The 26,215-nt window shown below is 66.6% G+C and carries 22 protein-coding genes; 12 read left to right on the plus strand and 10 right to left on the minus strand.

The window, feature by feature from the left end; genetic code table 11:
• Nucleotides 1-4: 4 nt before the first annotated feature.
• Complete coding sequence (locus AB7O82_RS02790; RefSeq protein WP_428618630.1) at nucleotides 5-1,399, minus strand: gamma-glutamyltransferase; 1,395 nt, start codon at nucleotides 1,397-1,399, stop codon at nucleotides 5-7.
• Between AB7O82_RS02790 and AB7O82_RS02795 the strand changes: the two genes are divergently transcribed.
• Together AB7O82_RS02795 and AB7O82_RS02800 are read left to right on the plus strand one after the other, a co-directional pair.
• Nucleotides 1,383-2,759: a M48 family metalloprotease gene (locus AB7O82_RS02795; RefSeq protein WP_428546017.1), complete on the plus strand. Its 1,377-nt coding sequence runs from the start codon at nucleotides 1,383-1,385 to the stop codon at nucleotides 2,757-2,759. The two genes, AB7O82_RS02790 and AB7O82_RS02795, sit on opposite strands and share 17 nt — an antisense overlap.
• Nucleotides 2,760-2,774: 15 nt before the next feature.
• Nucleotides 2,775-3,548, plus strand: coding sequence for a DsbA family protein (locus AB7O82_RS02800; protein WP_428546020.1), 774 nt, complete (start codon nucleotides 2,775-2,777; stop codon nucleotides 3,546-3,548).
• Nucleotides 3,549-3,755: 207 nt separating this feature from the next.
• Here the strand turns inward: AB7O82_RS02800 and AB7O82_RS02805 are convergent, their stop codons facing one another.
• From AB7O82_RS02805 to hppD, 5 genes are all read right to left on the minus strand, one after another.
• Entirely contained in the window at nucleotides 3,756-5,231 is a 1,476-nt protein-coding gene (locus AB7O82_RS02805) for a hypothetical protein (RefSeq protein WP_428546023.1), read from the minus strand.
• Nucleotides 5,228-5,872, minus strand: coding sequence for a maleylacetoacetate isomerase (gene maiA / locus AB7O82_RS02810; RefSeq protein WP_428546026.1), 645 nt, complete (start codon nucleotides 5,870-5,872; stop codon nucleotides 5,228-5,230). Before maiA ends, AB7O82_RS02805 begins: the two co-directional genes overlap by 4 nt.
• A gap of 414 nt (nucleotides 5,873-6,286) precedes the next feature.
• Nucleotides 6,287-7,264 carry a fumarylacetoacetate hydrolase family protein gene (locus tag AB7O82_RS02815; protein WP_428546029.1) on the minus strand — a complete coding sequence of 326 codons (978 nt, stop codon included), beginning with the start codon at nucleotides 7,262-7,264 and terminating at the stop codon, nucleotides 6,287-6,289.
• Complete coding sequence (locus AB7O82_RS02820) at nucleotides 7,158-8,519, minus strand: homogentisate 1,2-dioxygenase (RefSeq protein ID WP_428618632.1); 1,362 nt, start codon at nucleotides 8,517-8,519, stop codon at nucleotides 7,158-7,160. Before AB7O82_RS02820 ends, AB7O82_RS02815 begins: the two co-directional genes overlap by 107 nt.
• Nucleotides 8,520-8,536: 17 nt before the next feature.
• The gene (hppD, locus tag AB7O82_RS02825) at nucleotides 8,537-9,625 is read right to left on the minus strand and encodes a 4-hydroxyphenylpyruvate dioxygenase (RefSeq protein ID WP_428546035.1); all 1,089 of its coding nucleotides are present in this window, start codon (nucleotides 9,623-9,625) and stop codon (nucleotides 8,537-8,539) included.
• 63 nt (nucleotides 9,626-9,688) lie between these two features.
• Here hppD and AB7O82_RS02830 point away from each other — a divergent pair, with 63 nt between their 5' ends.
• The 5 genes from AB7O82_RS02830 to aat all read left to right on the plus strand — a co-directional run bounded on the left by AB7O82_RS02830 (nucleotide 9,689) and on the right by aat (nucleotide 13,174).
• A complete protein-coding gene (locus tag AB7O82_RS02830; RefSeq protein ID WP_428546038.1) occupies nucleotides 9,689-10,138 on the plus strand; it encodes a MarR family winged helix-turn-helix transcriptional regulator in 450 nt (149 codons plus the stop codon).
• A 67-nt stretch (nucleotides 10,139-10,205) separates the two neighbouring features.
• Complete coding sequence (gene aroQ, locus AB7O82_RS02835; RefSeq protein WP_428546041.1) at nucleotides 10,206-10,676, plus strand: type II 3-dehydroquinate dehydratase; 471 nt, start codon at nucleotides 10,206-10,208, stop codon at nucleotides 10,674-10,676.
• Between the two features lie 24 nt (nucleotides 10,677-10,700).
• Nucleotides 10,701-11,156, plus strand: a complete 456-nt coding sequence (accB, locus tag AB7O82_RS02840; protein WP_428546044.1) for an acetyl-CoA carboxylase biotin carboxyl carrier protein — start codon at nucleotides 10,701-10,703, stop codon at nucleotides 11,154-11,156.
• A 16-nt stretch (nucleotides 11,157-11,172) separates the two neighbouring features.
• Nucleotides 11,173-12,516, plus strand: coding sequence for an acetyl-CoA carboxylase biotin carboxylase subunit (accC, locus tag AB7O82_RS02845; RefSeq protein ID WP_428546047.1), 1,344 nt, complete (start codon nucleotides 11,173-11,175; stop codon nucleotides 12,514-12,516).
• A 10-nt stretch (nucleotides 12,517-12,526) separates the two neighbouring features.
• Nucleotides 12,527-13,174 carry a leucyl/phenylalanyl-tRNA--protein transferase gene (aat, locus tag AB7O82_RS02850; protein ID WP_428546050.1) on the plus strand — a complete coding sequence of 216 codons (648 nt, stop codon included), beginning with the start codon at nucleotides 12,527-12,529 and terminating at the stop codon, nucleotides 13,172-13,174.
• Here the strand turns inward: aat and AB7O82_RS02855 are convergent.
• From AB7O82_RS02855 to AB7O82_RS02870, 4 genes are all read right to left on the minus strand, one after another.
• A complete protein-coding gene (locus AB7O82_RS02855) occupies nucleotides 13,111-13,614 on the minus strand; it encodes a DUF2155 domain-containing protein (protein ID WP_428618634.1) in 504 nt (167 codons plus the stop codon). The two genes, aat and AB7O82_RS02855, sit on opposite strands and share 64 nt — an antisense overlap.
• A 98-nt stretch (nucleotides 13,615-13,712) precedes the next feature.
• Nucleotides 13,713-13,940 carry a hypothetical protein gene (locus tag AB7O82_RS02860; protein ID WP_428546055.1) on the minus strand — a complete coding sequence of 76 codons (228 nt, stop codon included), beginning with the start codon at nucleotides 13,938-13,940 and terminating at the stop codon, nucleotides 13,713-13,715.
• Nucleotides 13,940-14,389 (minus strand): outer membrane lipid asymmetry maintenance protein MlaD, encoded by a 450-nt coding sequence (mlaD, locus tag AB7O82_RS02865; protein WP_428546058.1) that lies wholly within the window; start codon nucleotides 14,387-14,389, stop codon nucleotides 13,940-13,942. The genes AB7O82_RS02860 and mlaD overlap by 1 nt, the downstream gene beginning before the upstream one ends.
• Nucleotides 14,390-14,413: 24 nt before the next feature.
• Nucleotides 14,414-14,764 (minus strand): NADH:ubiquinone oxidoreductase subunit NDUFA12, encoded by a 351-nt coding sequence (locus AB7O82_RS02870; RefSeq protein ID WP_428546060.1) that lies wholly within the window; start codon nucleotides 14,762-14,764, stop codon nucleotides 14,414-14,416.
• A gap of 301 nt (nucleotides 14,765-15,065) precedes the next feature.
• On the opposite strand from AB7O82_RS02870, the gene AB7O82_RS02875 reads away from it, so the two are divergent.
• The 5 genes from AB7O82_RS02875 (at nucleotide 15,066) to AB7O82_RS02895 (ending at nucleotide 25,696) form a co-directional block, all read left to right on the plus strand.
• Complete coding sequence (locus AB7O82_RS02875) at nucleotides 15,066-18,761, plus strand: vitamin B12-dependent ribonucleotide reductase (RefSeq protein ID WP_428555454.1); 3,696 nt, start codon at nucleotides 15,066-15,068, stop codon at nucleotides 18,759-18,761.
• A gap of 568 nt (nucleotides 18,762-19,329) precedes the next feature.
• Nucleotides 19,330-19,989 (plus strand): TetR/AcrR family transcriptional regulator, encoded by a 660-nt coding sequence (locus tag AB7O82_RS02880; RefSeq protein WP_428618636.1) that lies wholly within the window; start codon nucleotides 19,330-19,332, stop codon nucleotides 19,987-19,989.
• Complete coding sequence (locus AB7O82_RS02885) at nucleotides 19,986-21,122, plus strand: efflux RND transporter periplasmic adaptor subunit (protein ID WP_428540232.1); 1,137 nt, start codon at nucleotides 19,986-19,988, stop codon at nucleotides 21,120-21,122. The genes AB7O82_RS02880 and AB7O82_RS02885 overlap by 4 nt, the downstream gene beginning before the upstream one ends.
• A gap of 224 nt (nucleotides 21,123-21,346) precedes the next feature.
• Nucleotides 21,347-24,460, plus strand: coding sequence for an efflux RND transporter permease subunit (locus AB7O82_RS02890; protein ID WP_428540235.1), 3,114 nt, complete (start codon nucleotides 21,347-21,349; stop codon nucleotides 24,458-24,460).
• A 57-nt stretch (nucleotides 24,461-24,517) separates the two neighbouring features.
• A complete protein-coding gene (locus AB7O82_RS02895; protein ID WP_428540238.1) occupies nucleotides 24,518-25,696 on the plus strand; it encodes a GNAT family N-acetyltransferase in 1,179 nt (392 codons plus the stop codon).
• Nucleotides 25,697-26,215 lie beyond the last annotated feature (519 nt).

A 26,215-nucleotide genomic window follows, 5' to 3' on the forward strand; every position in this document is an offset into this window, starting at 1 on the left:
GCGCCTAGCGTATCGCGGCGATCAGCGCCAATCCGGCGCTCGCCGGATCGATGCCGCTTTGACAGGACGCCGGGCTGCTGCGCAGTCCCGACGGGCAGGCGATCGCATTGACCCAACCGCCCTGCCCGCGCTGAGCGCCGAGCGCCGACATCACCGTCTGATCCTGCTCGAGCACGGAATACGCAATCTTGCCGGTGGCCTGTGCGGCGGTCGGCGCGCCGCCGCCGGCGCCGGCGAAGCCGAACTCGCCGTTGTTCGGATTGGCCACAATCATCGGACTGACCGAGCCGGCAACCGGCGTCATGGCGCCCAGCATCACGCCGGTGCCGGGCACGACGACACGGGCCCCGAACAGCTGCCCCATCGACAAGGTGCATGCCACGGCACCCGCCTTGCTGTCGACTGCGACAAGTCCGGAGAAGCCGTTCGAATCGGTGGGCACCGGCCCACTCGGTGCCTGCCCCTTCCAGCCCGCCAGCGCCATCGCGCCGGCGGCCGGCGGCGGCGCGACGTAAACCCGGCGGCGGCCATATCCTTCCGTGGTCGGCGCACCGGCTTGCGGCACCGCGCTGCGCAGCGCCTCGAGCGGCAAGCTGCCGCCGACCTGGGAAATCTGCTCCGACAGCGTGCGCCCCAGCGTGCCCTGGAAGAACTCGCCGCCGCCGCGCTGGCGAATGCTGCCCAGCGTACCCGCGAGGTCCGCCTGGACCCAGGTGTCCCCCTCCCCGATCACGCCGCCCCCCTTGCCGAAGATGCGTCGCGCTTCGCGATCGGACAGCAGGAGAGAACCTCCGGCCTGCAAGTCTCGCGACAGCGCGCGCGAGACCGGCACGCCGAATCGCGCCATGCGCTCGGCCGGCGCCACGGTTTGCTCCCAGCGCAACTGGCCGTGCCGGATGTGCATCAACGTGAAGGCGCGAACGCTCGATGGCACGACGAACGTCTGACCGGCGACGGGCCCTGGTGCCGCAATCGGCGGGAACACGAAGGCCTCCGCCGCCCGGGTCTTGTCGTCGTGGACGATGCAGGCCCCGGTGGAGCCGAGGCCTGCCGCCGAGGGCAATGTCACGGCCAAGGCGAAATACATGGCCACGGCGGCGTCGGTCGCATTGCCGCCATTCTGCAGAACGTCCCGACCGATCTCGGCCGCCCGGCTCTCGTCGGCCGAAACCGCCGCGAACGACCCGGACCTCAGAACCTGAGATAGTCCTTGACGTCCAGGTGATCTGCCGGCTGGATTGGCCGCGTTTGCGGCGCGATCGGACTCGCGGTCCGCCTCACTGCAGCCACAAGCGACCAGCACAACCGTTCCCACCAGCGCCAGGTTGCGCAATTGACGCGGCCAAAGCGCGTTCCTAGCCTGCCAGGACCTCGTGCCGCCCGTGTTTCGACGCATCATCACCCTCTTCTGCCTCGCGCTGTTCGCGCTGGCGCCGTTTGGTGCCGTGAGCGCCCAGCAAAATCAACGTCTCAATCTGATCCGCGACGCCGAGATCGAGAACTCCATCCGCACGCTGGTCATGCCGGTTTGGCGCGCCGCCGGCCTCGACCCCAACTCGGTCGAGATCATGATCGTCCAGGATCACTCGCTCAACGCTTTCGTCGCCGGCGGTCAACGCATCTTCCTCAACACCGGGCTGATCATGCGAACCGAGACGCCGAACCAGCTGATCGGTGTCCTGGCGCACGAAAGCGGGCACATTGCGGGCGGCCATCTCGCACGCATGCAGGAGGAACTGCGCAACCTGACCACCCTGCAGATTCTCGAGGCTATCCTGGGGGGTGGCGCACTGGCCGCCGGCGCCTTGTCGGGCGGCTCGCCCGGAAGAGGCGGCCCGACCACGGGTGTCAGCGGACCGCGGGCGCCGGGCTCTATATTATCGTTCCTGCAATACACGCAGACGCAGGAGAGTGCGGCCGACCATGCGGCGATCACCTACCTGCAACGCACCGGGCAGTCGCCAAAAGGCACGGTCGAGTTCCTGCGCATCCTGCAGCGCGAGGAGCGCCTGCAGATCAATCGCCGCGATCCCTATCTGTCGACCCATCCGTTGACGCCCGGCCGCATCACGACGTTCGAGGATGCGCTGAAGCGCTCGCCCTATGCCAATACGCCCGACACGCCGCAGGCGCTCAACATGCACCATCGCATGGTCGCCAAGCTGATGGGCTTCATCACGCCGGACACGGCGCTGGCGCGCTTCAGCGAGGCCGACCGCGCGGTGCCGGCGCGGTATGCCCGCGCCATCGCCTGGTATCGCAAGGGCGCCCTCGGTTCGGCGTTGCTCACCATCGACGGGCTGCTCAAGGAATATCCCAACGACCCGTACTTCCACGAGGTGCGTGGCCAGATGCTTTACGAGAACGGCAAGGCCGGCGAAGCCGTGGCGTCGTATCGCCGCGCCGTTCAGCTTCTTCCTGCCGCGGGGATCATCAAGATCGACTACGCGCGTGCCCTGCTCGACACCAATTCGCCGGACAACAGCCGCGAAGCGGTTCGCAACCTCGAACAGGCGGTGCAGCAGGAGTCGGGCAGCTTCGAGCTCTGGCGCCTGATGGCGGCCGGCTATTCGAAGCTCAACAACCCCGGCATGACGTCGCTGGCCCGCGCCGAAATGGCCGTGCTGCGCGGCCAGCGCAGCGAGGCGCAGGCACATGCCGACGCCGCCACGCGCCATCTGCAGTCAGGGACACCGGCCTGGCAGCGGGCACAGGATATCAAGGCTTACATCAACACGCGGCCGGCGGGGCGCCGCTAGGCCCGGAGATTTACCATGCGGATCATACTTCTCGTCATCTCGGCCGGCCTGGTGGCTGCGGGCGCGCTCGTGGCCGCGTTGGCGACGACGCCAATGCGCCTCGCCAGCTCGGCGCCGGCCCCCTCCTCGGCCGGCGATCGCAGCGCCTTTGGCAAGAGCGTCCGGGAGTATCTCCTGGCCAATCCGGAAGTGCTGGTCGAGGCCATGCAGGAACTCGAGCGCCGGCAGGACAGCCAGCGCGATGCCGTCGCCCAGAAAGGCGTGCGGGAGAACCAGGCCGAGCTGTTTCGCGACCCCGACAGCCCGATCGGCGGCAACCCCAACGGCAATGTCGTGGTCGTCGACTTCAACGACTATCAGTGCCCGTATTGCAAGCGGGCGCACCAGGCGGTCAAGTCGGTGGTCGCCGCCGACGGCAACGTGAAGATCATCTACAAGGACCTGCCGATCCTCGGCGAAGCGTCGCGGATCGCCGCCCTGGCGGCCCTCGCCTCGACCAAGCAAGGCAAGCACCAGGCCCTGCACGACGCCCTGATGGAGCACAGCGGCAAGCTCGACCGCGACCGCATCCTCGAGATCGCCGTCGCGACCGGGCTGGATCGCGCCCAGCTCGAGAAAGACATGCAGGACCCGAAGCTGAAGCAGATCATCGACCGCAACCTCGCCCTCGCCGGAGCCCTCGGCGTGCGCGGCACGCCGGCCTTCGTGATCGGCAAGCAGTTCGTGCCCGGCGCCATCGATGCCGCGACCCTGAAGCAGCTCATCGCCGACGCCCGCAAGGCGGGATGAGGTTCTCCCTCCTCCCCAGCTTCGCTGGGGAGGTGTCGCCGACATACCGGCGACGGAGGGTCGTGAATCATGCGGACCGCGGGCGTCCCGCCCGCTCATGCTAATGAATCATCAGCGGGCGGGACGCCCGCGGTCCGGAAGACCATGCCCACTCCGTCGGCGTAGGACGCCGACACCCCTCCAGCGAAGCTGGGGAGAAGAAGAACGCTACTTCGACAGCGTCGCCGTAAGCCCGAGACCGCTCACGAGGTCGGCATCGGGCCGGATCAGGTAGGTGAAGCGGTCGAGATCGACGGGCGGATCGGGCCTGGCGTCGATCGTAAGCGTCCCGCCGCGCTCGATGAACTGCGCAATGGTGTCGAACAACTTGGTCATTCTCTCCGAGATAAGCACGCCGGGTGGCGAATATCGGCGAATCTCGTTGGCGAGGTTGGTCCTGGTCCTCGCCACCGGCTGGCCGGTCACGGTCGATAGCGCCTTCAGGCTGCGCTCGAGAAGACTCTTGTCGGCGACCACGAGCTTGGCCGATCCCAGCGCAGCCGAGGTCATCTGCAGACCGTCCAGATCGCCTTCATCGATCGCCTGCCAGAAGGCCGCATCGGCATTGACGAGCCGCGCCGAGAAATCGATCTCGCCGAGGCCTGGCCCGACCAGGGCGCACTGCTCGACGGCGAGCACCCCCTTTGCGCGGTCCTCGAGACCCGAGCAGTCGAGATCGAGCTTGATCTCCTTGAGACCCATCGACTGCAGGGCGATGCGCAACTGCAGCGCTTCGAGGCCGCGCAACGGCGGAGCGAGCACGAAGCCCTCGATGCGCGTCCGCGTGCGACTGACGTCTTTCGACTCCTGCACCGTCTCGACGCTGATGCTGCCGAGAGAAATCCCGTAGCGGGAGAAGGCGTCGCCGCCGAACCCCGAGATGCGGCCGCTGGCGAGGTTTGCACGGCCCATCGGCATGCCCGGCTCCCACTCGCTGGAGCCGAGTGCACCCAGCAGTCGGGTGACATCGAGGCCGCTTACGTCGAAATCTCCGACCTTGACCTCGGCGACCTTCTTTCCCTTCGCAGTCGCCTCCATGTCGCTGACCGTCAGCCGCGCGATGCGGCCACGGTCGAATCGCTCGACGAAAAACGATGCGAGACCGAACGTGTCGCCCTTCTGCTGCTGGGCGATCGAGAGAGTGTGCAATTCCAGCCGACCGACCTCGAGCGCCGCCAGGGCGCGTGCCACGCGCTGTCGCTCGGCATGGGGGCCGGGCTCGCCGGGATCGAACCGGTCGAGATCGAAATCGTCGACGACCATCGATGCCAGGCTCACCTCTGTGATCTGATCGACAGCGCGAAAGTCCTTCACCTCGAGACGCTTGACCTGCAGCGGGTCGCCCCAGCGGATGCCCTGAAGCGGCGTACGCCCCTGCAGGAGTTCCCGGATCGGCCAGTCGAGCCCTGATGCATCGACGCGCCCGATGGTCATTTCGCCGGCTGGACGCGTGGTCTTGACATCCAGCAGGACGATCTGCCGGTCGAACAGGGCGACCTCGACGCTGCCGACCTTGGTGGTGCCGCTGCGCTCGATCTCGGCTTTCAGCAGGTCGGCGACGTGGATCTGGATAAGCGGCACGGCGGCGAGGCAGATGCCGATCAGCCCGAGCAGCACCAGCCCCGCGATGATGCCCTTCTTCATGGCTCGGCGTCCGGCTGCCTGGACGGCTGGGCGGCGTCGAATGCCGGCAGCTTCATGCTGGCCTCGAAAATGCGCTGGATCGTCGGGTATCTCTTCATGTCCACCTTGAATCGTGCGGCATTGAATACCTGGGGAATGAGGCAAAGGTCGGCCAACGTCGGGTGATCGCCGTGACTGAAGGTGCCGGTCTTGCGGTCGCCGGCAATCGACGCCTCGTAGGCCTCGAAGCCCGTGTCGATCCAGTGGCGCGACCAGGCGAAGGCACTCTCCTCGCTCTGTCCGAAATTGTCGCGCAGATAGGCCATCACCCGCAGGTTCTGGATGGGATGAATGTCGGCCGCGCAGATCAGCGCCAGCGCCCTGATCCGGGCGCGGTCGACCGCGTCTCCGGGCAGCAGCGGCGGCTGCGGATGGGTCTCCTCGAGGTACTCGAGGATGGCCAGCGACTGTGTCAGGACGTCGCCGGAGTCGAGCACCATGGCCGGCACGAGCTTCTGGGGATTGAGCGCGACATAGTCGGCCGCCGCCTGCTCGCCCTTGCGCAGGTGGCGCGACGCATGCTCGACGGCAATGCCCTTGAGATTGAGGGCAATCCGGACTCGAAACGCCGCCGACGAACGAAAATAGCCAATCAGCTTCATAGCCGCCTCCGCCGGCAGATTAGGGCTTTGACCGAAATAGTCGACACATCTCCGATCCTCCAGCGCCTAGTCGGGGAGGTGCCCCATAGGCGTTAAAGTAGAAGGAAACCTCATTCTGGAGGAGCGCCCGTAGGGGCGCGTCTCGAAGGATGGGCAACAGGGGAGATCGCTGGAAAAATCGTGTCGCAGCGCCCTTCATTGTTGCCGACCAAAGGGCGAAGGTTACTTCGCCCGAATCGAGACGCGGCCCTCCGTGCCGCGCCTCCGGGTGAGGTTCCTTCGTGCTTAACGTCTATGGGGAGGTGCCCGAAATGCGGGGCGAAGGAGTCATGGCTCTTTCTTGGACCGCGGGCGTCTCGCCCACTCATGACACATGAGATGAGCGGGCGAGACGCCCGCGGTCCAAAAGAAGACTCACCCAGGCGGCGTGTAGCGCACGACCTTCTGATCGATGGCGCCGAAGATCGACTGGCCGGCGCGGTCCAGAATCTCGATCCGGATACGGTCGCCGAAGGCCATGAACGACGTCACGGGCTTGCCGCCCTCGATGGTCTCGCGCACCCGGCGCTCGGCGATGCACGAGCAACCGACCCCGGCGTCGCGGTTGGCCACGGTGCCGGAACCGACGACGGTGCCGGCCTCGAGGTGCCGCGTGCGGGCGGCATGGGCGATCAGCTGGCCGAAATCGAAGGTGAGATCCGTCGCCGCATTGGGATGCCCGAACTCCTTGCCGTTCAGGGTCGAAATCAGCGGCAGGTTGAGCTTGGCGCCGTCCCAGGCGGCACCCAGCTCGTCCGGCGTCACGACAACCGGCGCGAAGGCCGTCGCCGGCTTGCCGTGGAAGAAGCCGAAGCCCTTGGTCAGCTCGGTCACGATGAGGTTGCGCAGGGAGACGTCGTTCAGGATCGTCACCAGCTTGATGTGCCGGCGCGCCGCTTCGGCCGACACGCCCATCGGCACGTCGTCCACGATGACTCCGATCTCTCCCTCGAAATCGATCCCCCACGCCTCGTCGCCGGCCTCGATGTCGTCGTTGGGACCAATGAACGAATCCGAGCCGCCCTGGTACATCAGCGGGTCGGTCCAGAAGGACGGCGGCATCTCGACGCCGCGCGCCTTGCGGACCAGCTCGACATGCACGACGTAGGCCGATCCGTCAGCCCACTGGAAGGCGCGCGGCAGCGGCGCCGCGAGCGCCTTCGTGTCGACGGCGAAGGCGCCCGGCGCCTTGCCTTGGGCAAGCTGCCCGGCGAGCTCGACGAGCCTCGGCGACACCGCCGCCCAATCATCGAGCGCCTTCTGCAGAGTCGGCGCGATCCCGGTCGCCCGCACGGCCCGCTGGAGCGCGCGGTCGACGACGATCAGCGTGCCGTCGCGGCCGCCTTCCTTCAATGAGCCGAGCTTCATGGTGTCTCCAAGTCGTCGCGTTCATGCGGACCGCGGGCGTCCCGCCCCCGCAAGCACAAGAGCGGGCGGGACGCCCGCGGTCCACGAGAAACAACTCCGCCGCCGGCATGAGCTCCCGCGGGTTCCAGGACATAACGTAGCCCTCGAACTCGACACCGGCCGGCATGGCCGCGACATCGACGGCATCGCGCGTGTCGATCATGACCGCGACCTCGTCCGTCTCGGTCCGCCCGCCCTTGGTGGCCGCGTTGAAGGCCTTGGGATGCGGGCCGTGCGTGAAGCCGGAAGGATGGATCGTCATCATCCCGGGATGGATGTTGTCCCGGCTGAAGAAGCTGCCCTTGTGATAGAAGATGATCTCCTCGTAGTCGTCGTTGTTGTGGAAGAATGGCAGCTTGAGCGCCTCGGGATCGCTCTCGAAGGGGCGCGGCACGAAGGTGCAGACGACGAAGCGGCCGGCCATGAAGGTGGTGTGGGCCGACGGGGGAAGATGGGCGCGATGGCTCATCAACGGCCGCAGATCGCGCCAGTTGATGCGCACCACGCTGAGATCACCGTGCCAGCCCACGGCATCCAGCGGGTTGAAAGGGAAGGTCACCGTCGAGAGCTGATTGCGGCGCTTCACCGACACCCGCCAGGTGCGCTCGTCCTGCTGGGCGCGGAAGGCATCGTCGAGCCTCGGCGTATCGAGCATTGCGGTGTCGAAGATGGCGTGACGGCCGACCAGCCCCTTCTCCGGCAGGGTGAAATGCTCGTTGGTTGCCTCGACCGTCAGGGACAGGGTGGGCTTGCCGGGCGACAGGCGCCACATCGTACCGCGCGGAATTACGATGTAGTCGCCGTCACGATACTCGAGATGGCCGTAGTCGCAGTACAGCGCCCCCTCGCCTTCGTGAATGAACAGGAGCTGGTCGCCATCGCTGTTGCGCGCCAGTTCCTCCATCGGCGCGTCGAGCCGCCAGATGCGCATCTGCAGGTGCGGATTGGACATCACCAGCTGCGCTTGCCACGGGCTCGCGGCCCCGGCGGCGAGCTTGTTGAGGTCGAAGGCGCGCGGCCGGATGGCGCCGTCGAACTCGATCCAGTCGGTCGGCTTGTGCCGGTGATGGAACTGCGCCGACGGTCCGAAGAAGCCTTCCTTGCTGATCTCGCGCTCGTAGGTGTCCTCGGGAAGGCGGACATGGGCCTGGCGCGAGGCGACACCCTCGACCTGGCGCAGCGGAATCCAGTTCCTGGTCATGGTTTCCTCCGTTCGATCTATGCCTTGAGAACGCCGCGCCGGATCTGGTCGAGCTCGATCGACTCGAACAGGGCGCGGAAATTGCCTTCGCCGAAACCTTCGTTGCCGCGGCGCTGGATGATCTCGAAGAAGATCGGTCCGATCACCGTCTGGGTGAAGATCTGCAGCAGCAACCCGCCCCCCTTCGTCGGCGCGCCGTCGATCAGGATGCGATTGGCGGAGAGCCGGCCGAGATCCTCGCCATGGCCCGGCAGTCGGGCGTCGACCTGCTCGTAGTAGGTGTCGGGCACGGTCTGGAACGGCACGCCGCGGCCGCGCAGCGCCTCGACCGTGCCGTAGATGTCGCTGGTGCCGAGCGCGATGTGCTGGATGCCCTCGCCGTGATAGGCCGACAGATATTCCTGGATCTGCGACTTGTCGTCGGTGCTCTCGTTGATCGGGATGCGGATCTTGCCGCATGGGCTGGTCATCGCCTTGCTCTTGAGCCCGGTGAGCTTGCCCTCGATGTCGAAGTAGCGGATCTCCCTGAAGTTGAAGAGCCGTTCGTAGAAGTCGGCCCATTCGGCCATGCGCCCGCGGTGCACGTTGTGCGTCAGATGGTCGATGTAGGTCAGGCCGACGCCCCTGGGTGAATGCTCGATGCCCGGCAGGAACTCGAAGTCGACGTCGTAGATCGTGCCGCGCTCGCCGTAGCGATCGACCAGATAGATCAGCGAATCGCCGATGCCCTTGATCGCCGGGATGTTGAGCTCCATCGGCCCGACCTTGTTCTCGACGCCCCAGGCGCCGAGCGAGAGCGCGCGCCTGTAGGCGAAGGCCGCGTTCTTCACGCGAAAAGCGATGGCGCAGACGCTGGGTCCGTGCACCCGGGCGAAGCCCTGGGCGAAGCTCTCCTTCTCGCCGTTGACGATGAAGTTGACGTCGCCCTGACGGTACAGCGAGACGTCCTTGGAGCGGTGCCGGGCGACGCGCACGAAGCCCATGCCCTCGAACAGCGCGCCGAGCGCCGCCGGATCGGGCGCGGTGTACTCGACGAACTCGAAGCCGTCGGTGCCCATCGGATTGATCTCGTCGACGCCCGCGGGGGAGTCCTTGACGGTTGCCATGCTCGACCTCCGGTTGACCTCGATCCGAAATTAGTTTCAAACGTAACTATTATGGCGGACGCTTTGCAAGCCCTCGAACTGGAGAATTTTCTGCCCTACCGGCTGTCGGTGCTGGCGCAGCTCGTGTCCGAGTCGCTGCACGACCTCTATGCCGAGCCGTTCGGGCTTACCGTCACGCAATGGCGGGTGATGGCGGCGCTGGGCCGCTTCGCCCCTCTTACCGCCTCTGAAGTGGGGCAGCGCATCGTCATGGACAAGGTCGCCGTCAGCCGGGCCGTCGCCGGTCTCATGGAGCGCGGGCTGATCGAACGCGCCACCGACCGCAAGGATCGCCGCCGGGCCTCGTTACGGCTGAGCGCGCGCGGGCGCGCCATGCATGCCCGCATCGTGCCGCTTGCCCTGGGATATCAGGAGCGGCTGTACGAAGCCCTCGACGCCGGCGAGCGGCAGCGCTTCGACGCCCTCACGGAGCGCCTGTTCGCGCACGCCAAGACCCTTCGGGACGCCGGCTGAGCCTGCCTTGTCGCTCGGAGTCGCCATGCTATAACCCCCGGCGCTTTTGCAAGATGGGGAGGCAGATTTGGCCGCACAGGTCGCCCGGCAGCATGCGGCCGCCAAGCCGGTCCTGGTGCTCAATGGGCCGAATCTCAACATGCTTGGCAAGCGGCAGCCCGAGATTTACGGCCGTGAAACCCTGGTGGACGTCGAGCAGGCGTGCCGCAAGGAGGCCGAGCGCCTGGGGATAAATATCGAGTTCGCCCAGAGCAATCACGAAGGCGCCATGGTCGAACAGATTCAGGCGGCGCGCGAGAAAAACGCCGGAATCGTCATCAATGCGGGCGCCTACACTCACACCTCGGTCGCCCTGCTCGATGCCCTGAACGCCGCCGAGCTGCCGGTTATCGAGGTTCACCTCTCCAACATCTACAAGCGTGAAAGCTTCCGCCATCACTCCTATATCAGCCCGGCTGCGGTCGGCGTGATCGCGGGGCTGGGCAGCCACGGCTACCTTCTCGCCCTGCAGGCACTGGCCCGCCTGCTGGCACGCTGATCCTCATCGCGGAGCACTGGCCTCATGGCAAAGTTCGAGATGGATACCGAGTTCGTCCGCAAGCTGGCGCAGATCCTCCACGAGACCGACCTCGGTGAGATCGAGCTGTCCGACGGCGATCGCCGCATCCGGGTCGCGCGGCCCACGGTGACGGTGGCGGCCGCGCCCGTGATGGCCGCCGCCGCCGCGCCGGCGGGAGTGACGCCGGCGGCGGCCACCAGCCCGGCCAGCGACTTCGCCAAGCATCCCGGCGCCGTGAAATCGCCGATGGTCGGCACCGCCTATCTTGCCCCCGAACCCGGCAAGCCGAATTTCGTGTCGGTCGGCGACGACGTCACCGCCGGGCAGACCCTGCTGATCATCGAGGCGATGAAGACATTCAATCCAATCAAGGCGCGCAAGGCCGGCAGGGTCACGCGCATCCTGGTCGAGAACGCCCAACCCGTGGAGTACGACGAACCGTTGCTGGTGGTCGAATAGGGACGCCGCGGCCTCGATGTTTGACAAGGTCCTGATCGCCAACCGCGGGGAAATCGCGCTGCGCATCCATCGCGCCTGCCGCGAGATGGGCATCCAGACCGTGGCCGTGCATTCGACGGCCGACAGCGACGCCATGCATGTCCGGCTGGCCGACGAATCGGTCTGCATCGGCCCGCCGCCGGCGCGCGACAGCTACCTCAACATCCCGGCGATCCTCTCGGCTGCGACGATCGCCGGCGCCGACGCAATTCATCCCGGCTACGGCTTCCTGTCCGAGAATGCCCGCTTCGCCGAGGCGGTCGAGGCGCACGGCTTCACCTTCATCGGACCGACCGCCGAGCACATCCGCATGATGGGCGACAAGATCATCGCCAAGCAGACGGCGGCCGAGCTCGGCCTGCCGCTGGTGCCCGGCTCGCCGGGGCCGGTCGAAACGCGCGACGAGGTGGTGGCGCTCGGCGAGCGGATTGGCTGGCCGGTGCTGGTCAAGGCGGTCGCCGGCGGCGGCGGACGCGGCATGAAGGTGGTGGCGGACCCGGCGGCGGCCGCAGAGGCCTTCTCGCTTGCCCGCGCCGAGGCCAAGGCCGCGTTCGGCAACGACGCGGTCTATGTCGAGAAGTACCTGGCGCGGCCGCGGCACATCGAGATCCAGGTGCTGGGCGACGGCAAGGGCGGCGGCGTCCATCTCGGCGAGCGCGACTGCTCCCTGCAACGGCGCCATCAGAAGGTTCTGGAGGAAGCGCCCTCGCCGGCCCTCAATGCCGGGCAACGGCAGCGGATCGGCGAGCTCGCCGCCGCGGCGGTCCGCAAGCTCAAATACCGCGGCGCCGGCACCCTGGAATTCCTGTTCCAGGACGGCGAGTTCTACTTCATCGAGATGAATACCCGTCTCCAGGTCGAGCATCCGATCACCGAGGCCGTGACCGGCATCGACCTGGTGCGCGAGCAGATCAGGATCGCCAACGGCGCCCCGCTCGGCATGACGCAGGACGACATCGTGATCCAGGGTCACGCCATCGAATGCCGGATCAACGCCGAGCATCCCGAGACCTTCGTGCCCTGCCCCGGACGCGTCGTCGACTATCATCCGCCGGGCGGCCTCGGCGTGCGCGTCGATTCCGGCCTCTACACCGGCTACGTCATGCCACCCTACTACGATTCGATGGTCGCCAAGTTGATCGTCAACGGCGCGACGCGCAACGAATGCCTGATGCGCCTGCGCCGCTCGCTCGAGGAGTTCGTGATCGGCGGCATCGATACCACGATCCCGCTGCACCTTCGCATCGTCGCCGAGCAGGCCTTCATCGACGGCGACTACGACATTCACTGGCTGGAGAAGCTGGTCGGCCTGAAGAAGTAGCTTTCCGGCAATGGAGATTACGCCCGACCTCCTGCTGCAGGCCTATCGGATCGGCGTCTTCCCGATGGGCGAACGGCGCGACGATCCGAAGCTCTACTGGCTCGATCCCAGGAGGCGCGCCGTGCTGCCGCTCGATGGCTTCCATCTGCCGCATCGCCTGGCGCGCACCATCCGCGCCGGCCGCTTCGAGGTCACCGCCGACACGGCGTTTGCCGAGACGGTTCGCGCCTGTGCCGAGCCGCGGCCGGGCCATCCCGAGAGCTGGATCAACGCGCCGATCGTCGAGCTGTACACCGAGCTGCATCGCCGCGGCCACGCCCACAGCGTCGAATGCTGGACCGACGGGCAGCTGGCCGGCGGCCTGTACGGCGTCTCGGTCGGCGCGGCGTTCTTCGGCGAGAGCATGTTCACGCGCCAGCGCGACGCCTCGAAGGTGGCCCTGGTGCATCTGGTGGCGCGGCTGATCATCGGCCGCTTCCGCCTGCTCGACTGCCAGTTCATGACCGAGCATCTGCGCAGCTTCGGCGCCATCGAAATCGCGCGCGAGGAGTTCCGCCGACTGCTCGCGGCAGCGATCGAGCAGCCCGCGGAATTTCAGCGCGACCTGGGTGGCGCCGACCCCTGCGCCATCGTGCAGGCGAGCACGCGGACGTCGTAGACGCCATGGTCGAGCGCCGACAGCGACGGCGTCGAGGCGAACATCCAGCCGGCGAACAGCTTCTCCTCGGGCTGGCCCGGCTTGTGGTCGATGATGGTGAGGTAGGCGACCGCCTCGGGCGGCGCTTCCGGAACATTGACCAGGCAGTCGCCGACCGAGATCTCCAGAGTGCCGAAGCGTGTCGCCTCGCCGACCGGGGCGACGAAGCGCTGGGTGCGCGCGGTGACCTTGTCGAGACCCTGCAACTCGGCGACCCGCCTGCCCGGTCCGTCGGGAATCGGCCGCAGGTTTACGCTTGCCGCCCGCGGTGCGGTCTGCGGCGTTTGTGGCGGCTGCTGTGCCTGAGCGGCGACGATGCCGAGGCTGGCAACCGACGCGAACAGCGCCAGGAATATGCGCTGGGGGCGCGCCACTCCCGTGGCGCGATCATCGTTGATCATAGAGAAGACGCGCCAAGGGAGTGGCGCGCCCCCAGCCATGAGCTTCCACCTGGAACCGCCGGCATTTTCACTGTGTCGTGGTGCACGCTCGCAAGCTCTCACCGCTTGCCGGTATAGGGCACCTCGAGCCCTTCGATCAGCTCGTGCAGGGCGGCCTTGATCTGATCGGCATCGCATCCCATCAGGACTCCATCCTCGAGCGCATCTGCGCAGAGCGACTCGATTTCCTGGATGTTCTGGTTGAGGACTTTGATCTTTTCGAGGCACGACACCGGCTTGCCGTCGGGTTGGCGCCAGGTCGGGGGAAACTTGGGACGCGTGTTCATCACTTGGACCCTGTGCCACCGAACATGAACTTCGCAATCAGTTCCGACAAGGGGATCGCCCCCTGCGTCTTGTCGATTTCGCCGCCCGCCTTGATCATGGTTTTGTCGCTGCCCGGCTCGAGAATGATCACCATGCTGCCCAGCAGCGACTCGCTGACGATCTTGGCATGCGTGTCGACCGGCAGATCGAGATTTGCCGACACCATCATGCGGACGATCGCCTGGTAGGTGCTGCGGTCGAGCTCGAAGCCGGTGACGGCGCCCACTTTCACCCCGCTCACCGTCACGTCCGCGCCGCGCTTCAGGCCATCGATCCGGTCGAAGCGGGCGATGATCTCGTAGCCGTTGGGCGAACCACGATCCGACTTGGCGAACGCGTAGAACACGAACACGCCGGCCACCAGCAGGACCAGCGCACCCACGATCGTCTCGACGATATTGCGACCCACGCCCCTTCCCCACCAACGGCGGCGTCAGCCCGGCCGCCACGCCTCGTAAGGCGGTTTGGGCTTCTCGCCGACGGAAAGCGTGTGGCCCGGCGGACGGTAGGCGCCGGCAGTGCCGCTGAGGTTGGGCACGTGCTCCTTCTGCCAGGTCTTGCGCGGAAGGCCACCGGCCGGCGGCACCTCGTCCGTCGTGTAATGCAGCCAGCCGTGCCAATCGGGGGGAACGCGCGAGGCTTCGGCAACGCCGTTGTACATCACCCAGCGCTTGCGTCGCCGCCCCGCAATCACGCGCTTGTCCTGGAAGTAGCGATTGCCTTCGGCATCGGTGCCAACGAGCTCGCCGCGTCTCTTGGTAAACAGCCACGTGCCGATCGTCATGCGCAACCCATGCTTCGAATGTAACCGCGCCGCTTGTACGCGGAGGCCTGGAAGCGCGCAACGCGGCTGTCTCGATGACTTGATCCACATCGTTCGACGACAGGCAAACGCGGCACTTTTGACCCCTGTTGCGCACTTGCATCATCTAGTACCATCAACACCTTGTTCTACAAAATGTAGTTGCGCACACAAGATTTTGTAATTTACTATCGCTCAGTGCCCACATGTGCGTGCTCGAAAGCGACCGAGCACCTCCCGCAAAGGACTTCACAAGACGGGAAACGGGCACGGGGGACCGTCGATGCGCTTTGAGCGTCGGTATACGCAAGCAGGAAGATCGCCATTCGCAGGAGTGGCGTTTCGTGCTGCCGATTCCGAAATCCGCAATCCGGACGGCTCGATCGTGTTCCAGGCGACGGGGGTCGACGTGCCGGCCGACTGGTCGGCCGTCGCCGTCGACATCCTCGCCCAGAAGTATTTTCGGCGGTCGGGCGTGCCGACGCGGACGAAGCCGGTGGCAGAGCCCGACGTGCCGCAATGGCTGTGGCGGGCCATTCCCGACGAGGTCGCACTCCAGCAGCTTCCCGAGGCCGATCGCTTCACCGGCGAGACCAGCGCCCGTCAGGTATTTCATCGCATGGCCGGCGCCTGGACCTACTGGGGCTGGCGTGGCGGCTACTTCGACAGCGAGGCCGATGCGCGCGCCTTCTACGACGAGCACTGCCACATGCTGGCGACGCAGGTGTGCGCGCCCAACTCGCCGCAATGGTTCAACACCGGCCTGCATTGGGCCTATGGCATCGACGGCCCGGGCCAGGGCCACTGGTTCGTCGATCATCGCGACGGCCTCGCCTATCCGTCCACGTCGGCCTACGAGCGGCCGCAGCCGCACGCCTGCTTCATCCAGAGCGTCGCCGACGATCTGGTGAACGAAGGCGGCATCATGGACCTGTGGGTCCGCGAGGCGCGCTTGTTCAAGTACGGCTCCGGCAGCGGCTCCAACTTCTCGCGCGTGCGCGGCGCGGGCGAGCGACTCGCCGGCGGCGGGCGGTCCTCCGGTTTGATGTCCTTCCTGCGGATCGGCGATCGCGCGGCCGGCGCCATCAAGTCCGGCGGCACGACGCGGCGCGCCGCCAAGATGGTGTGCGTCGACATCGACCATCCGGACGTCGAGGACTTCATCGCCTGGAAGACGATCGAAGAGCAGAAGGTCGCCGCACTGGTCGCCGGCTCGCAGCTCGCCAATCGGCATCTCAATGCGGTGATGCGCGCCTGCGTCGATGGCGGCCTCTCCGGGGAGCAGGCCTTCGATCCGAAGCGCAACCCGGCGCTGCGCCGCGAGATCTCGGCTGCCCGCAGGGCGATATTGCCGGAAAACTACATCCAGCGGGTCATCCAGTTCGCGCGCCAGGGCTATCGCGAGATCGAGTTCGCGACCTACGACACCAACTGGGAATCGGAAGCCTACCTCACCGTCGCCGGCCAGAACGCAAACAACTCGGTGCGCATCACCGACCGATTCCTGCGCGCGGTCGAGGCGGACGAGCCGTGGGCGCTGGTCGAACGGACGACCGGCAGGACCGCCCGCACCGTGGGCGCGCGCAGGCTCTGGCAGAGCGTCGCCGAGTCGGCATGGCATTCGGCCGACCCGGGCGTGCAGTACGACACCACGATCAACGACTGGCACACCTGCCCCGCCTCGGGGCGCATCAACGCCTCGAACCCGTGCTCCGAGTACATGTTCCTCGACGACACGGCGTGCAATCTGGCGTCGCTCAATCTGATGCGGTTCCGTCGCGCCGACGGGTCGTTCGACGTCGAGGCTTTCCAGCACGCGGTGCGGTTGTGGACCGTCGTGCTCGAGGTCTCGGTGATGATGGCGCAGTACCCGTCGCGCCGCATCGCCGAGCTGTCCTATCGCTACCGAACCCTGGGACTGGGCTACGCCAATCTCGGTGCGCTCCTCATGGCATCGGGGCTGGCCTATGACAGCGTCCCCGGCCGTGCCATCGCCGCGGCCGTGACCGCCGTCATGACGGGGACGGCCTACGCCGCCTCAGCCGAGATGGCGCGGCAGCTCGGTGCGTTTGCCGGCTTCGCCGCCAACCGTGATGCAATGCTTCGGGTCGTGCGCAATCACCGTCGTGCCGCTCACGGCGAGGCGACGGGTTACGAAGAGCTCTCGATCGCGCCGGTTCCGTTCGACGCCCGTCAATGTCCCGATCCGGCGCTCGCCGAAGCCGCGCGGCGGCAGTGGGACGATGCCCTGGTGCTGGGCGAGCGCTATGGCTATCGCAACGCCCAGGTCTCGGTGATCGCTCCCACCGGCACGATCGGCCTGGTGATGGACTGCGACACCACCGGCATCGAGCCCGATTTCGCCCTGGTCAAATTCAAGAAGCTCGCGGGCGGCGGCTACTTCAAGATCATCAACCGGACGGTCCCCCTCGCCCTGCGCAGCCTGGGTTACGGCGAGGCCGCCATCGCCCGCATCGTCGCCCAAGCCGTGGGTCATGGCTCGCTCGCGACCGCGCCGGCGATCAATCATGCCAGCCTGGCCGAGCGCGGCTTCGACAGGACGACGATCGACAGGATCGAAAAGGCGACAGCCACCGCCTTCGACATCCGCTTCGCCTTCTCGCGCCACGTGCTGGGTGACGCCTTCTGCCGCGACATCCTTGGCCTCGACGAGACGGCGCTGGCCGATCCCAAGCTCGACGTGCTGGCGCGGCTCGGCTTCTCGCGAGGCGACATCGCCGCGGCGAACCTGCACGCCTGCGGGACAATGACGCTCGAAGGCGCGCCTGATCTCGCGCAGGAGCACCTGGCTGTGTTCGACTGCGCCAATGTCTGCGGTCGCGAGGGCACGCGCTGCCTGTCGGCGGAAAGCCACATCCGCATGATGGCGGCGGCGCAGCCATTCGTATCGGGCGCGATCTCCAAGACCATCAACATGCCGAATTCGGCGACGGTCGACGATTGCCGCAATGCCTACGAGCTGTCGTGGCGCCTGGGGCTGAAGGCCAATGCGCTCTATCGCGACGGGTCGAAGCTCTCCCAGCCGCTGTCGGCGCTGGTCCTGGGCGACGACATGGCGGCCAACGACGACGAGCTGGACCAGCCGCCGCTGGCGCGCGTGCCGGTCATCGCCGAGCGGATCATCGAACGCATCGTCGAGCGCGAAGTGCGCGCCGGACGCGAGCGCCTGCCGCAGCGTCGCAAGGGCTATACCCAGAAGGCGATCGTCGGTGGCCACAAGGTCTATCTTCGCACCGGCGAGTACGAGGATGGCAGGGTCGGCGAGATCTTCATCGACATGCACAAGGAAGGCGCGGCCTTCCGCAGCCTGATGAACAACTTCGCCATCGCCATCTCGATCGGCCTGCAATACGGAGTGCCGCTCGAAGAGTTCGTCGAAGCCTATACCTTCACGCGCTTCGATCCGTCCGGCATGGTCGAGGGCAACGACGCCATCAAGATGTCGACGTCGCTGCTCGACTACATCTTCCGCGAGCTCGCGATCTCCTATCTCGGGCGCAGCGATCTGGCCCATGTCGAGCAGGCCGACCTGCGGCCCGATGGTGTCGGCCGCGGCGAAATCCAGGGCGAGTTGCCGGCGCCCGGCACGGAGGCGGCCAAGGCCGCCGCTGCCGCGGTCAACCGCATCGCCAGCGTCGGCTACACACGCAGCAATCTCTACGTCTTGAACGGCCGGACGGCCGGCAATGTCGCGATCGCCGAAGAGGCCATCGCTGCCGGCCTCCCGCCCACGGAACTGACGAACGGCCCAGCCGTCGCTACGGCGTCAAACGCCCAGGCGGCCGTCGTCGGCGTCGCGCTCGGAGAGGCATCCTCTTCGGCTCTCGGCTTCGCTCTCGAGGCGAAGCTTCGGGGGTTCGAAGGCGATGCCTGCCCGGAATGCGGCAACTTCACCATGGTCCGCAACGGGACGTGCCTCAAATGCACGACCTGCGGCGGCACCACGGGATGCAGTTGAGCATGCGCGGCACGCGTACCTGCGTAACCCGGGGCCCTAGCGGTTGGGTGCCTCAAAGCTAACCATAGGAGACAGTCATGGCTGCTAAGAAGAAGGCTGCGAAGAAGAAAGCTGCGAAGAAGAAGAAGCAGTAAAGAAGGAAGGGCAAAACAAGCCAAAGTCAGACTTTGGCCCCTCTAATCAAACGCCTTTCGGCTTCCGCGTGGGACCCCCATGGTCCCACCGGAAGCCCACTTCTTGTGTTATTCGTCTAATGCCAATGCGACACCCCGCCTGCGGGGGTGGAAAGGCGTAACTGAGTACGAGTCCGGCGACCTCGGTCTGCCGGACTTTTTTTGTGTCGACTGGTCACCGACGCCATCAACTTCCTCCTCCGTCATCGGGGAGGTGGCCCGCAGGGCGCGGAGGGGGAGAGCGCCGTCCAGATCTTTCCAATTTCCACGTCGGAATCTCAAACGCCTCGATTGGGGCCTACCCCCTTTCGCCCCGTATGACTGGGCACCTCCCCCGATGACGGGAGAGGAAAATGAGCTTGATGGTTAACCTCGTTCAGACTACATAGCGGAATGTGGGTACTGACCATTCAGTCATTAGCGAGCCGTCGTCCGCCGAGTCGGGTGGCCGGACACGGCGTCCGGAGGTCCGCGGCCCCGAGATTGCCCGCGCCGCCCTCGACCTCTTCGTCACCAAGGGCTTTGCCGCCACCAAGCTCGAGGACGTCGCCCGAGCCGCTGGCGTGAGCAAGGGTCTCCCCTACCTCTATTTCAAGAACAAGGAAGAGCTCTTCAAGGCGGTGATCGTCGAGGCAATCGGCGAACCGCTGCTGCGCGCCAACGACATGGTCGACGCCTTCGACGGTCCCACGACAGACCTGCTGCGCGAGTTGGTGGCGAAGTTCCGCGAGTTCGCCGAAAGCCCCTTGGGGGGCGTAATCAAGCTGATCCTGGCGGAAGCCGGCAACTTTCCCGACGTCGCGCGCTTCTACTGCTCCAACTTCGACCTGCACGGCCGCGAGCTGTTCGCCAAGGTCCTCCGTCGCGGCATCGCGCGCGGCGAGTTCCGCCCCGTCGACGATATCGAAATGTCTGCCATCCTGCTCGCGCAGCCGCTCGCCATGCATTCCGTCTGGTTGCGCTCCCTCGCCCCGCATGACGAGTCGCTGCCCGCCGACAGCGACCGTTTCTACGAGGCCTACCTCGACTTCGTCCTGAGGGGGTTGCGTCCATGACGCGAAAGATCAAAGTCCTGCTCGCCGTGTTCGCCGTCGGCGCCCTGCTCGCCGCCGGCGCGTTCGCGTGGAAGTCGGGCAAGGGTCCTGGCACCGCGAATGCGCCCGCCGGGACGGCGCAGCCGGCGCCGGATCGTACCCTCGAGTTGATCGCCGCAGAGCTGCACACCATCAGGCCGCGCGGTCTGGTCGATACGGTGCGCTTTACCGGCACCACCCAGCCGGTCGACCAGACCATCGTCAAGGCGCGCGTCGCCGGCCGTCTCGCCGAGGTGCTGGTGCGCGAGGGCGACAAGGTGACCAAAGGGCAGGTCCTCGCCCGTTTCGAGACCAGCGAGCTGCAGGCCAAGGTGAACGAACGCCAGTCTGCGGTCGATGCGGCGCGCGCCGAGGCGCGCTGGACGGCTCGCGATCGCGCCGACAAGGAGACGCTCGCCACCCGCAACATCGTCTCGCAATCGGCCGTCGACCAGGCGCGTTCGGCCGCCGAACACCGCGCGTCGATGGTCGCGGTGTCGGAAGCGCAGCTCGAGATCGCCAAGAAGAACCTGGCCGACGCCTCGGTTCGCGCCCCCTTCGACGGCGTGGTCGGCGAGCGCATCGCCAACCAGGGCGAATCGTTGCCGATCGACGGCAAGATCCTGGCCCTTCTCGACACCAGCCACGTCGAGGTCACGGCGCAGATGCCGGCCGCCGACGTCGTGCGCCTGAAGGTCGGTCAGACCGCCAAGGTGAGCCTCGAAGGCTTCGGCGATCGGGCGTTCGCCGGCCGCATCACGCGTATCAGCCCGACCGCTCAGCCCGGGTCGCGGTCGATCCCCGTCTATGTCGAGATCGTCGACCGTCACGACGCGCTGCGCGGCGGCCTGTTCGCCACCGGCAGCGTCGTCGTGCAGGAGAAGGGCCACGCGCTCGCCGTGCCCGTCTCGGCCATGCGCAAGGACGGCCAGGGCGACTACGTTCTCGCGGTCGAGAACGGCGTGCTGGTGCACAAGCCGGTCGGCGCCGTGCGCACGTGGTCGCGCGGCGAGCTGGTCGAGGTGAAGGGCCTGGACGCCGGCATGACGATCGTGTCGGCGCCCCTGCCCGGCCTCAGGGCAGGCCAAGCGGTCAAGCTCGCCGAGACGCGCTAGAGCGGGATTTCCTACGTTGAAGCGCCACCCCTCGGGTCGACGTCCGAACCTCTGTCGTCCTGAGCGCAGCGAAGGACCTAATCGCCGCCTGCGACGGGAGCGCATTGAAACTCCTGGCGATGAGAACCTTCGCTTACGGCGCGGTAAACCGCGCCTTACTCGGGATGAGAGAATCGACGCCGAGTCGATTCCAATCAAACCAAGCGCGCTCTAGGCGTCCCACGATGAAGCTCACGCGAATCGCCGTCGACAATCCGGTGTTTGCCACCATGATGATGGTGGCGCTGCTGGTGATGGGGCTGTTCTCCTACCGGCAGCTCGGTGTCGACCAGTTTCCGAACGTCGACTACCCGGTCGTCGTGGTTACCACGAACTACCCTGGCGCCGCCCCCGAGACGGTGGAAACCGAGATCAGCCGCAAGATCGAGGAATCGGTCAATGCCATCGCGGGCTTGAAGACCTTGACCTCGCGGTCGCTCGAAGGGCAGTCGATCGTCATCGCCGAGTTCGAGCTGTCGGTGCCCTCGCAGGCGGCCCTGCAGGACGTGCGCGAGAAGGTTCAGCAGGTGCGCGCCGGCTTCAAAACCGAGGTCAAGGAGCCGCTGATCCAGCGCTTCAACCCCGACGATCAGCCAATCGTCTCGCTCGCCGTGCGCTCCGACATTCGCTCGGTGCGCGACCTGACGACGCTCGCCGACCAGGTCATCGTCAAGCGGCTGCAGACCGTGCGCGACGTCGGCCGGGTGACCATCGCGGGCGGCGTCAAGCGGCAGATCAATATCGAGCTCGATCCCGGTCGCATGCATTCGCTGCGCGTCGGCGTCAACGACATCATGGCGGCGATCCGCGAGGAAAATCAGAACTTCCCGGCCGGCAACGTCGCGCGCGGCAACCACGACCGGCTGATCGAGGTCACCGGCCGCATCGCCGAGCCCGGCAGCTTCGCCGACCTGATCGTCGCGCGCCGCGGCCCCGCGCCGGTCTATCTGCGCCAGGTCGCCACCGTGGTCGACGGCCAGCAGGAACGCGAGAACGTCGCGATCCTGAACGGTGAGCGCGCCGTCGCCATCGACATCGTCAAGACCCAGGGCTCGAACACCATCGCGGTCGCGCGCGGCGTGCGCAAGTCCGTCGCCGAGCTGCAGGCCTTCCTGCCCGCCGACGTCAAGCTCGAGATCGTCCGCGACAGCTCGCGCGGCATCCAGAACTCGGTCGACAACGTCCAGCGGACGATGATCGAGGGTGGCCTGCTCACGATCGCCATCGTCTTCCTGTTCCTGCACTCCTGGCGCAGCACGGTGATCACCGGTCTCGCGCTGCCGATCTCCGTATTCGGCTCCTTCATGGTGATGGCGGCCTTCGGCTTCACGCTGAACGTGCTCACCCTAATGGCGCTCAGCCTGGCGATCGGCATCCTGATCGACGACGCGATCGTGGTGCGCGAGAACATCATGCGCCACATCGGCTTCGGGAAGTCGCACCGGCAGGCCGCGATCGACGGCACCGAGGAGATCGGCCTCGCGGTGCTGGCCACCACCTTCTGCATCGTCGCGGTGTTCCTGCCCGTCGCCTTCATGGGCGGCATCATCGGACGCTTCTTCTTCCAGTTCGGCATCATGGTATCGGCCGCCGTGCTGATCTCGCTGTTCGTCTCCTTCACGCTCGACCCGATGCTGTCGTCGGTCTGGTACGACCCGCAGGCACATGGCACCGCCCGCTTTGCCCGCATCGTCAACGGCGCCCAGGAGCACGCCAACCGGATCTATCGTGCCGTCCTGGGCTGGTCCCTGCGCTGGCCAAAGATCACCCTGCTGATCGCTCTCGCGAGCTTCCTCGGCAGCTTCGCCCTGGCCCGGCATATTGGCTTCGAATTCGTTCCCCAGGCCGATCTCGGCGAGCAGGTGGTGAGCATCGAGACGCCGGTCGGCTCCTCGCTCGAATACACCGAGGCCAAGCTGCGCCAGGTCGACGCCGCGGTGCGCGAATTCCCCGAGGTCGACTATACCTACGGCACGGTCAATACCGGCTACGCCAACGGCAAGAACCAGGCGACCCTCTACCTGCGGCTCAAGCCCGTGAAGGAGCGCAAGCGCTCGCCCGAGCAGCTCGCCCAGCCGATCCGCGACCGCCTGGCCAGCATCCCCGGCATCGTGGTCTCGATCAACATTCCCGGCGGTCCGGCCGGCGGCGTGCAAAAGCAGATCCAGCTGTCGCTGCAGGGATCCGACACCGCGACACTCGACCGCCTGTCGCAGGACATCATGCGCCGCGCCCGGGAGATTCCCGGCCTCGTCGACCTCGACCGCAACCTGAAGGCCGCCAAGCCCCTGCTCTCCGTCCGCTTGCGACGCGACGCGGCGTCCGACCTCGGCCTCGGCTCGGCGCTGGTCGCGCAGTCGCTGCGCCCCCTGTTCGCCGGCGACGAAACCAGTCTCTGGCGTGCGCCGGACGGCGAGAACTACACCGTCATGGTTCGCCTGCCGCTCGACGATCGCACCGGCGTGGCCGATCTGCAGCGCATCTGGTTCACCGCCGGCACCGAGCCCAACGGCCTGCCGCGCATGGTCCATATCGCCCAGATCGCCGACATCGAAAGCGACGTCGGCGCTTCCCAGATCAACCGCCGCGACCTCAATCGAGAGGTCTGGATCACCGCCAACGTCTCGGGCCGGTCCACTGGCGAGGTCAGCAGCGACCTGCAGAAGCTGCTCGCCGCGACGCCCTTGCCGCCCGGTTACCGCTTCGTGTTCGGGGGCTCGACCAAGGACATCGCCGAGAGCTCCGCCAATGCCAGCCAGGCGCTGCTGCTCGCCGTCATCCTGATCTACCTGATCCTGGCATCGCAGTTCGGCAGCTTCCTGCAGCCGATCGCCATCATGATGTCGCTGCCGATGTCGCTGATCGGCGTCTTCCTCGGCCTGCTGACCGCCGGCACGACCCTCAACGTCTTCAGCGCCATCGGCTTCATCATGCTGATGGGCCTGGTCACCAAGAACGCCATCCTGCTGGTCGATTTCTTCAACCAGGCACGGGCCCGCGGCGCCACCGTTCACGACGCACTGTTCGAGGCCGGCTCGATCCGCCTGCGCCCGATCCTCATGACCACGCTCGCCATGGTGTTCGGCATGATGCCGCTGGCGCTCGGCCTCGGCGAGGGAGCAAGCCAGCGTGCACCGATGGCGCATGCGGTGATCGGCGGCCTGATCAGCTCGACGCTGCTCACTCTCGTGGTCGTGCCGGTGGCGCTGGTCTATGTCGACCGGATCGGCCAGTGGGGTAAGGCGCGCTTCAGCCGGTCGGCCGACGAGCTTGCGCGTTCGCACAAACCTGCCGAGTAGAATTCGCCGCCCCTTTCAAGTCGCAATTCCTGGCACGATTTGCGCTATGCTCCCGGCATGCCGGACGACACACCGACCATCGGGCTGCGGGTCGTCGAATCGCTCGCCGCGGTCGACGAGGCACAGTGGGACGCCTGCGCTCTCGCGCCGGGCTCGGCCGGCAATCCGTTCCTGAGCCACCGTTTCCTGAAGGCGCTGGAGGATTCGAAATCGGTCGGCCGGCGGACCGGGTGGCAACCGCAGTACCTGCTGGCCGAGGCGGAGGACGGCACCCTGCTCGGCGCCGCGCCGCTTTACGTCAAGGGGCACTCTCAGGGCGAGTACGTGTTCGACCATGGCTGGGCCCAGGCCCTGGAACGCGCTGGCGGACGCTATTATCCCAAGCTCCAGGTCGCCGTCCCCTTCACGCCGGTGCCCGGCCCGCGCCTGTTCGCCCGCCCCGGCCCGTGCGAGGATGGTGTGCGCGATGCGCTGATCGAAATGCTGGCCAAGATCGCGGGCGACAACCGCATCAGCTCGGTCCACGTCACGTTCTGCACCGAAGCCGAGTGGAAGCGCTTCGGCGCGCACGGCTGGCTGCAGCGCCTAGGCCAGCAGTATCACTGGCACAATGGCGGCTATCGCACGTTCGACGACTTCCTGGCGGCCCTGGCATCGCGCAAGCGCAAGGCGATCCGAAAGGAACGCGAATCGGTGCGCCGCGAGGGCCTGGTGGTGCGGGCCCTGTGCGGCGAGGAGATCCGGCCTCGCCACTGGGACGCATTCTTCGCGTTCTACATGGATACGGGCGGCCGCAAGTGGGGCTCGCCCTACCTCACGCGGTCGTTCTTCGACATCATCGGCGCCACCATGGCCGACAAGGTGGTGCTGGTGATGGCCGAGGCGGACGGGCGGCCGGTCGGCGGCGCGCTCAACCTCAAGGGCGACGACACGCTCTACGGCCGCTACTGGGGCTGCCTGGAGAGCCACGCCTTCCTGCATTTCGAGGCCTGCTACTACCAGGCCATCGACTACGCGATCACCCACGGCCTGCAGCGCGTCGAGGCCGGCGCCCAAGGCGACCACAAGATCCAGCGCGGCTACCTACCGGTGGCGACCTACTCGGCTCACTGGATCATCGATCCGGGCTTCCGCCGCGCCGTCGAAGACTATCTGAAGCGCGAGCGACCCGCCGTTCAGCACGAGATCGAGGGGCTGCAGCAGTATTCGCCCTTCCGCAAGGAAGGGGACGGGTGACTCATGGTCCTCCCCCGTCATCGGGGGAGGTGCCCCATAGGCGTTAAATTTGGGGTCGTTCGCTGGGAGCGCGCCGCTCATAGGCGCTAACTTTGGCCGGTCCAGCAAAGTCCTCATCTTGAGGAGGTCGCGTAGCGACCGTCTCGAAGGATGCGCGACAGACCAGATCGCTGGAATAGCGGTGTTGCAACATCGGATTTGTTGCCGACCCTTCGAGACGCGGCCTCCAGGCCGCTCCTCAGGGTGAGGTCCCTTTGTAAGTTAAGTTAGCGCCTATGAGCGCGCCGCTCCAGTGGCGCTCATTGGCCCGTCGATCGACGACAAAGTGCGCCATTGGAGTGTGGCGCGCTCCCAGCGAAGAACGTCGCTCTAACGCCTATGGTGCCCGTCATACGGGGCGGAGGGGTCATGAGTCACGCGGACCGCGGGCGTCCCGCCCGCTCATCATCAAGTCATGACCGGGCGGGACGCCCGCGGTCCAAATGAGCTCGACCCCTCCGTCGCCGTAAGACGGCAACA

The organism is Reyranella sp. (assembly GCF_050185545.1).
Taxonomy (GTDB): Bacteria; Pseudomonadota; Alphaproteobacteria; order Reyranellales; family Reyranellaceae; genus Reyranella.

Excerpts from the sequence above, each read along its gene's own strand:
- accC (WP_428546047.1), top strand. The coding sequence starts at position 11,173 with ATGTTTGACAAGGTCCTGATCGCCAACCGCGGGGAAATCGCGCTGCGC.
- AB7O82_RS02800 (WP_428546020.1), top strand. The coding sequence starts at position 2,775 with ATGCGGATCATACTTCTCGTCATCTCGGCCGGCCTGGTGGCTGCGGGC.
- aat (WP_428546050.1), top strand. The coding sequence starts at position 12,527 with ATGGAGATTACGCCCGACCTCCTGCTGCAGGCCTATCGGATCGGCGTC.
- AB7O82_RS02885 (WP_428540232.1), top strand. The coding sequence starts at position 19,986 with ATGACGCGAAAGATCAAAGTCCTGCTCGCCGTGTTCGCCGTCGGCGCC.
- maiA (WP_428546026.1), bottom strand. The coding sequence starts at position 5,872 with ATGAAGCTGATTGGCTATTTTCGTTCGTCGGCGGCGTTTCGAGTCCGG.
- AB7O82_RS02890 (WP_428540235.1), top strand. The coding sequence starts at position 21,347 with ATGAAGCTCACGCGAATCGCCGTCGACAATCCGGTGTTTGCCACCATG.
- AB7O82_RS02855 (WP_428618634.1), bottom strand. The coding sequence starts at position 13,614 with ATGATCAACGATGATCGCGCCACGGGAGTGGCGCGCCCCCAGCGCATA.
- AB7O82_RS02870 (WP_428546060.1), bottom strand. The coding sequence starts at position 14,764 with ATGACGATCGGCACGTGGCTGTTTACCAAGAGACGCGGCGAGCTCGTT.
- AB7O82_RS02895 (WP_428540238.1), top strand. The coding sequence starts at position 24,518 with ATGCCGGACGACACACCGACCATCGGGCTGCGGGTCGTCGAATCGCTC.
- AB7O82_RS02820 (WP_428618632.1), bottom strand. The coding sequence starts at position 8,519 with ATGACCAGGAACTGGATTCCGCTGCGCCAGGTCGAGGGTGTCGCCTCG.
- AB7O82_RS02875 (WP_428555454.1), top strand. The coding sequence starts at position 15,066 with ATGCGCTTTGAGCGTCGGTATACGCAAGCAGGAAGATCGCCATTCGCA.
- AB7O82_RS02790 (WP_428618630.1), bottom strand. The coding sequence starts at position 1,399 with ATGATGCGTCGAAACACGGGCGGCACGAGGTCCTGGCAGGCTAGGAAC.
- accB (WP_428546044.1), top strand. The coding sequence starts at position 10,701 with ATGGCAAAGTTCGAGATGGATACCGAGTTCGTCCGCAAGCTGGCGCAG.
- AB7O82_RS02805 (WP_428546023.1), bottom strand. The coding sequence starts at position 5,231 with ATGAAGAAGGGCATCATCGCGGGGCTGGTGCTGCTCGGGCTGATCGGC.
- AB7O82_RS02860 (WP_428546055.1), bottom strand. The coding sequence starts at position 13,940 with ATGAACACGCGTCCCAAGTTTCCCCCGACCTGGCGCCAACCCGACGGC.
- hppD (WP_428546035.1), bottom strand. The coding sequence starts at position 9,625 with ATGGCAACCGTCAAGGACTCCCCCGCGGGCGTCGACGAGATCAATCCG.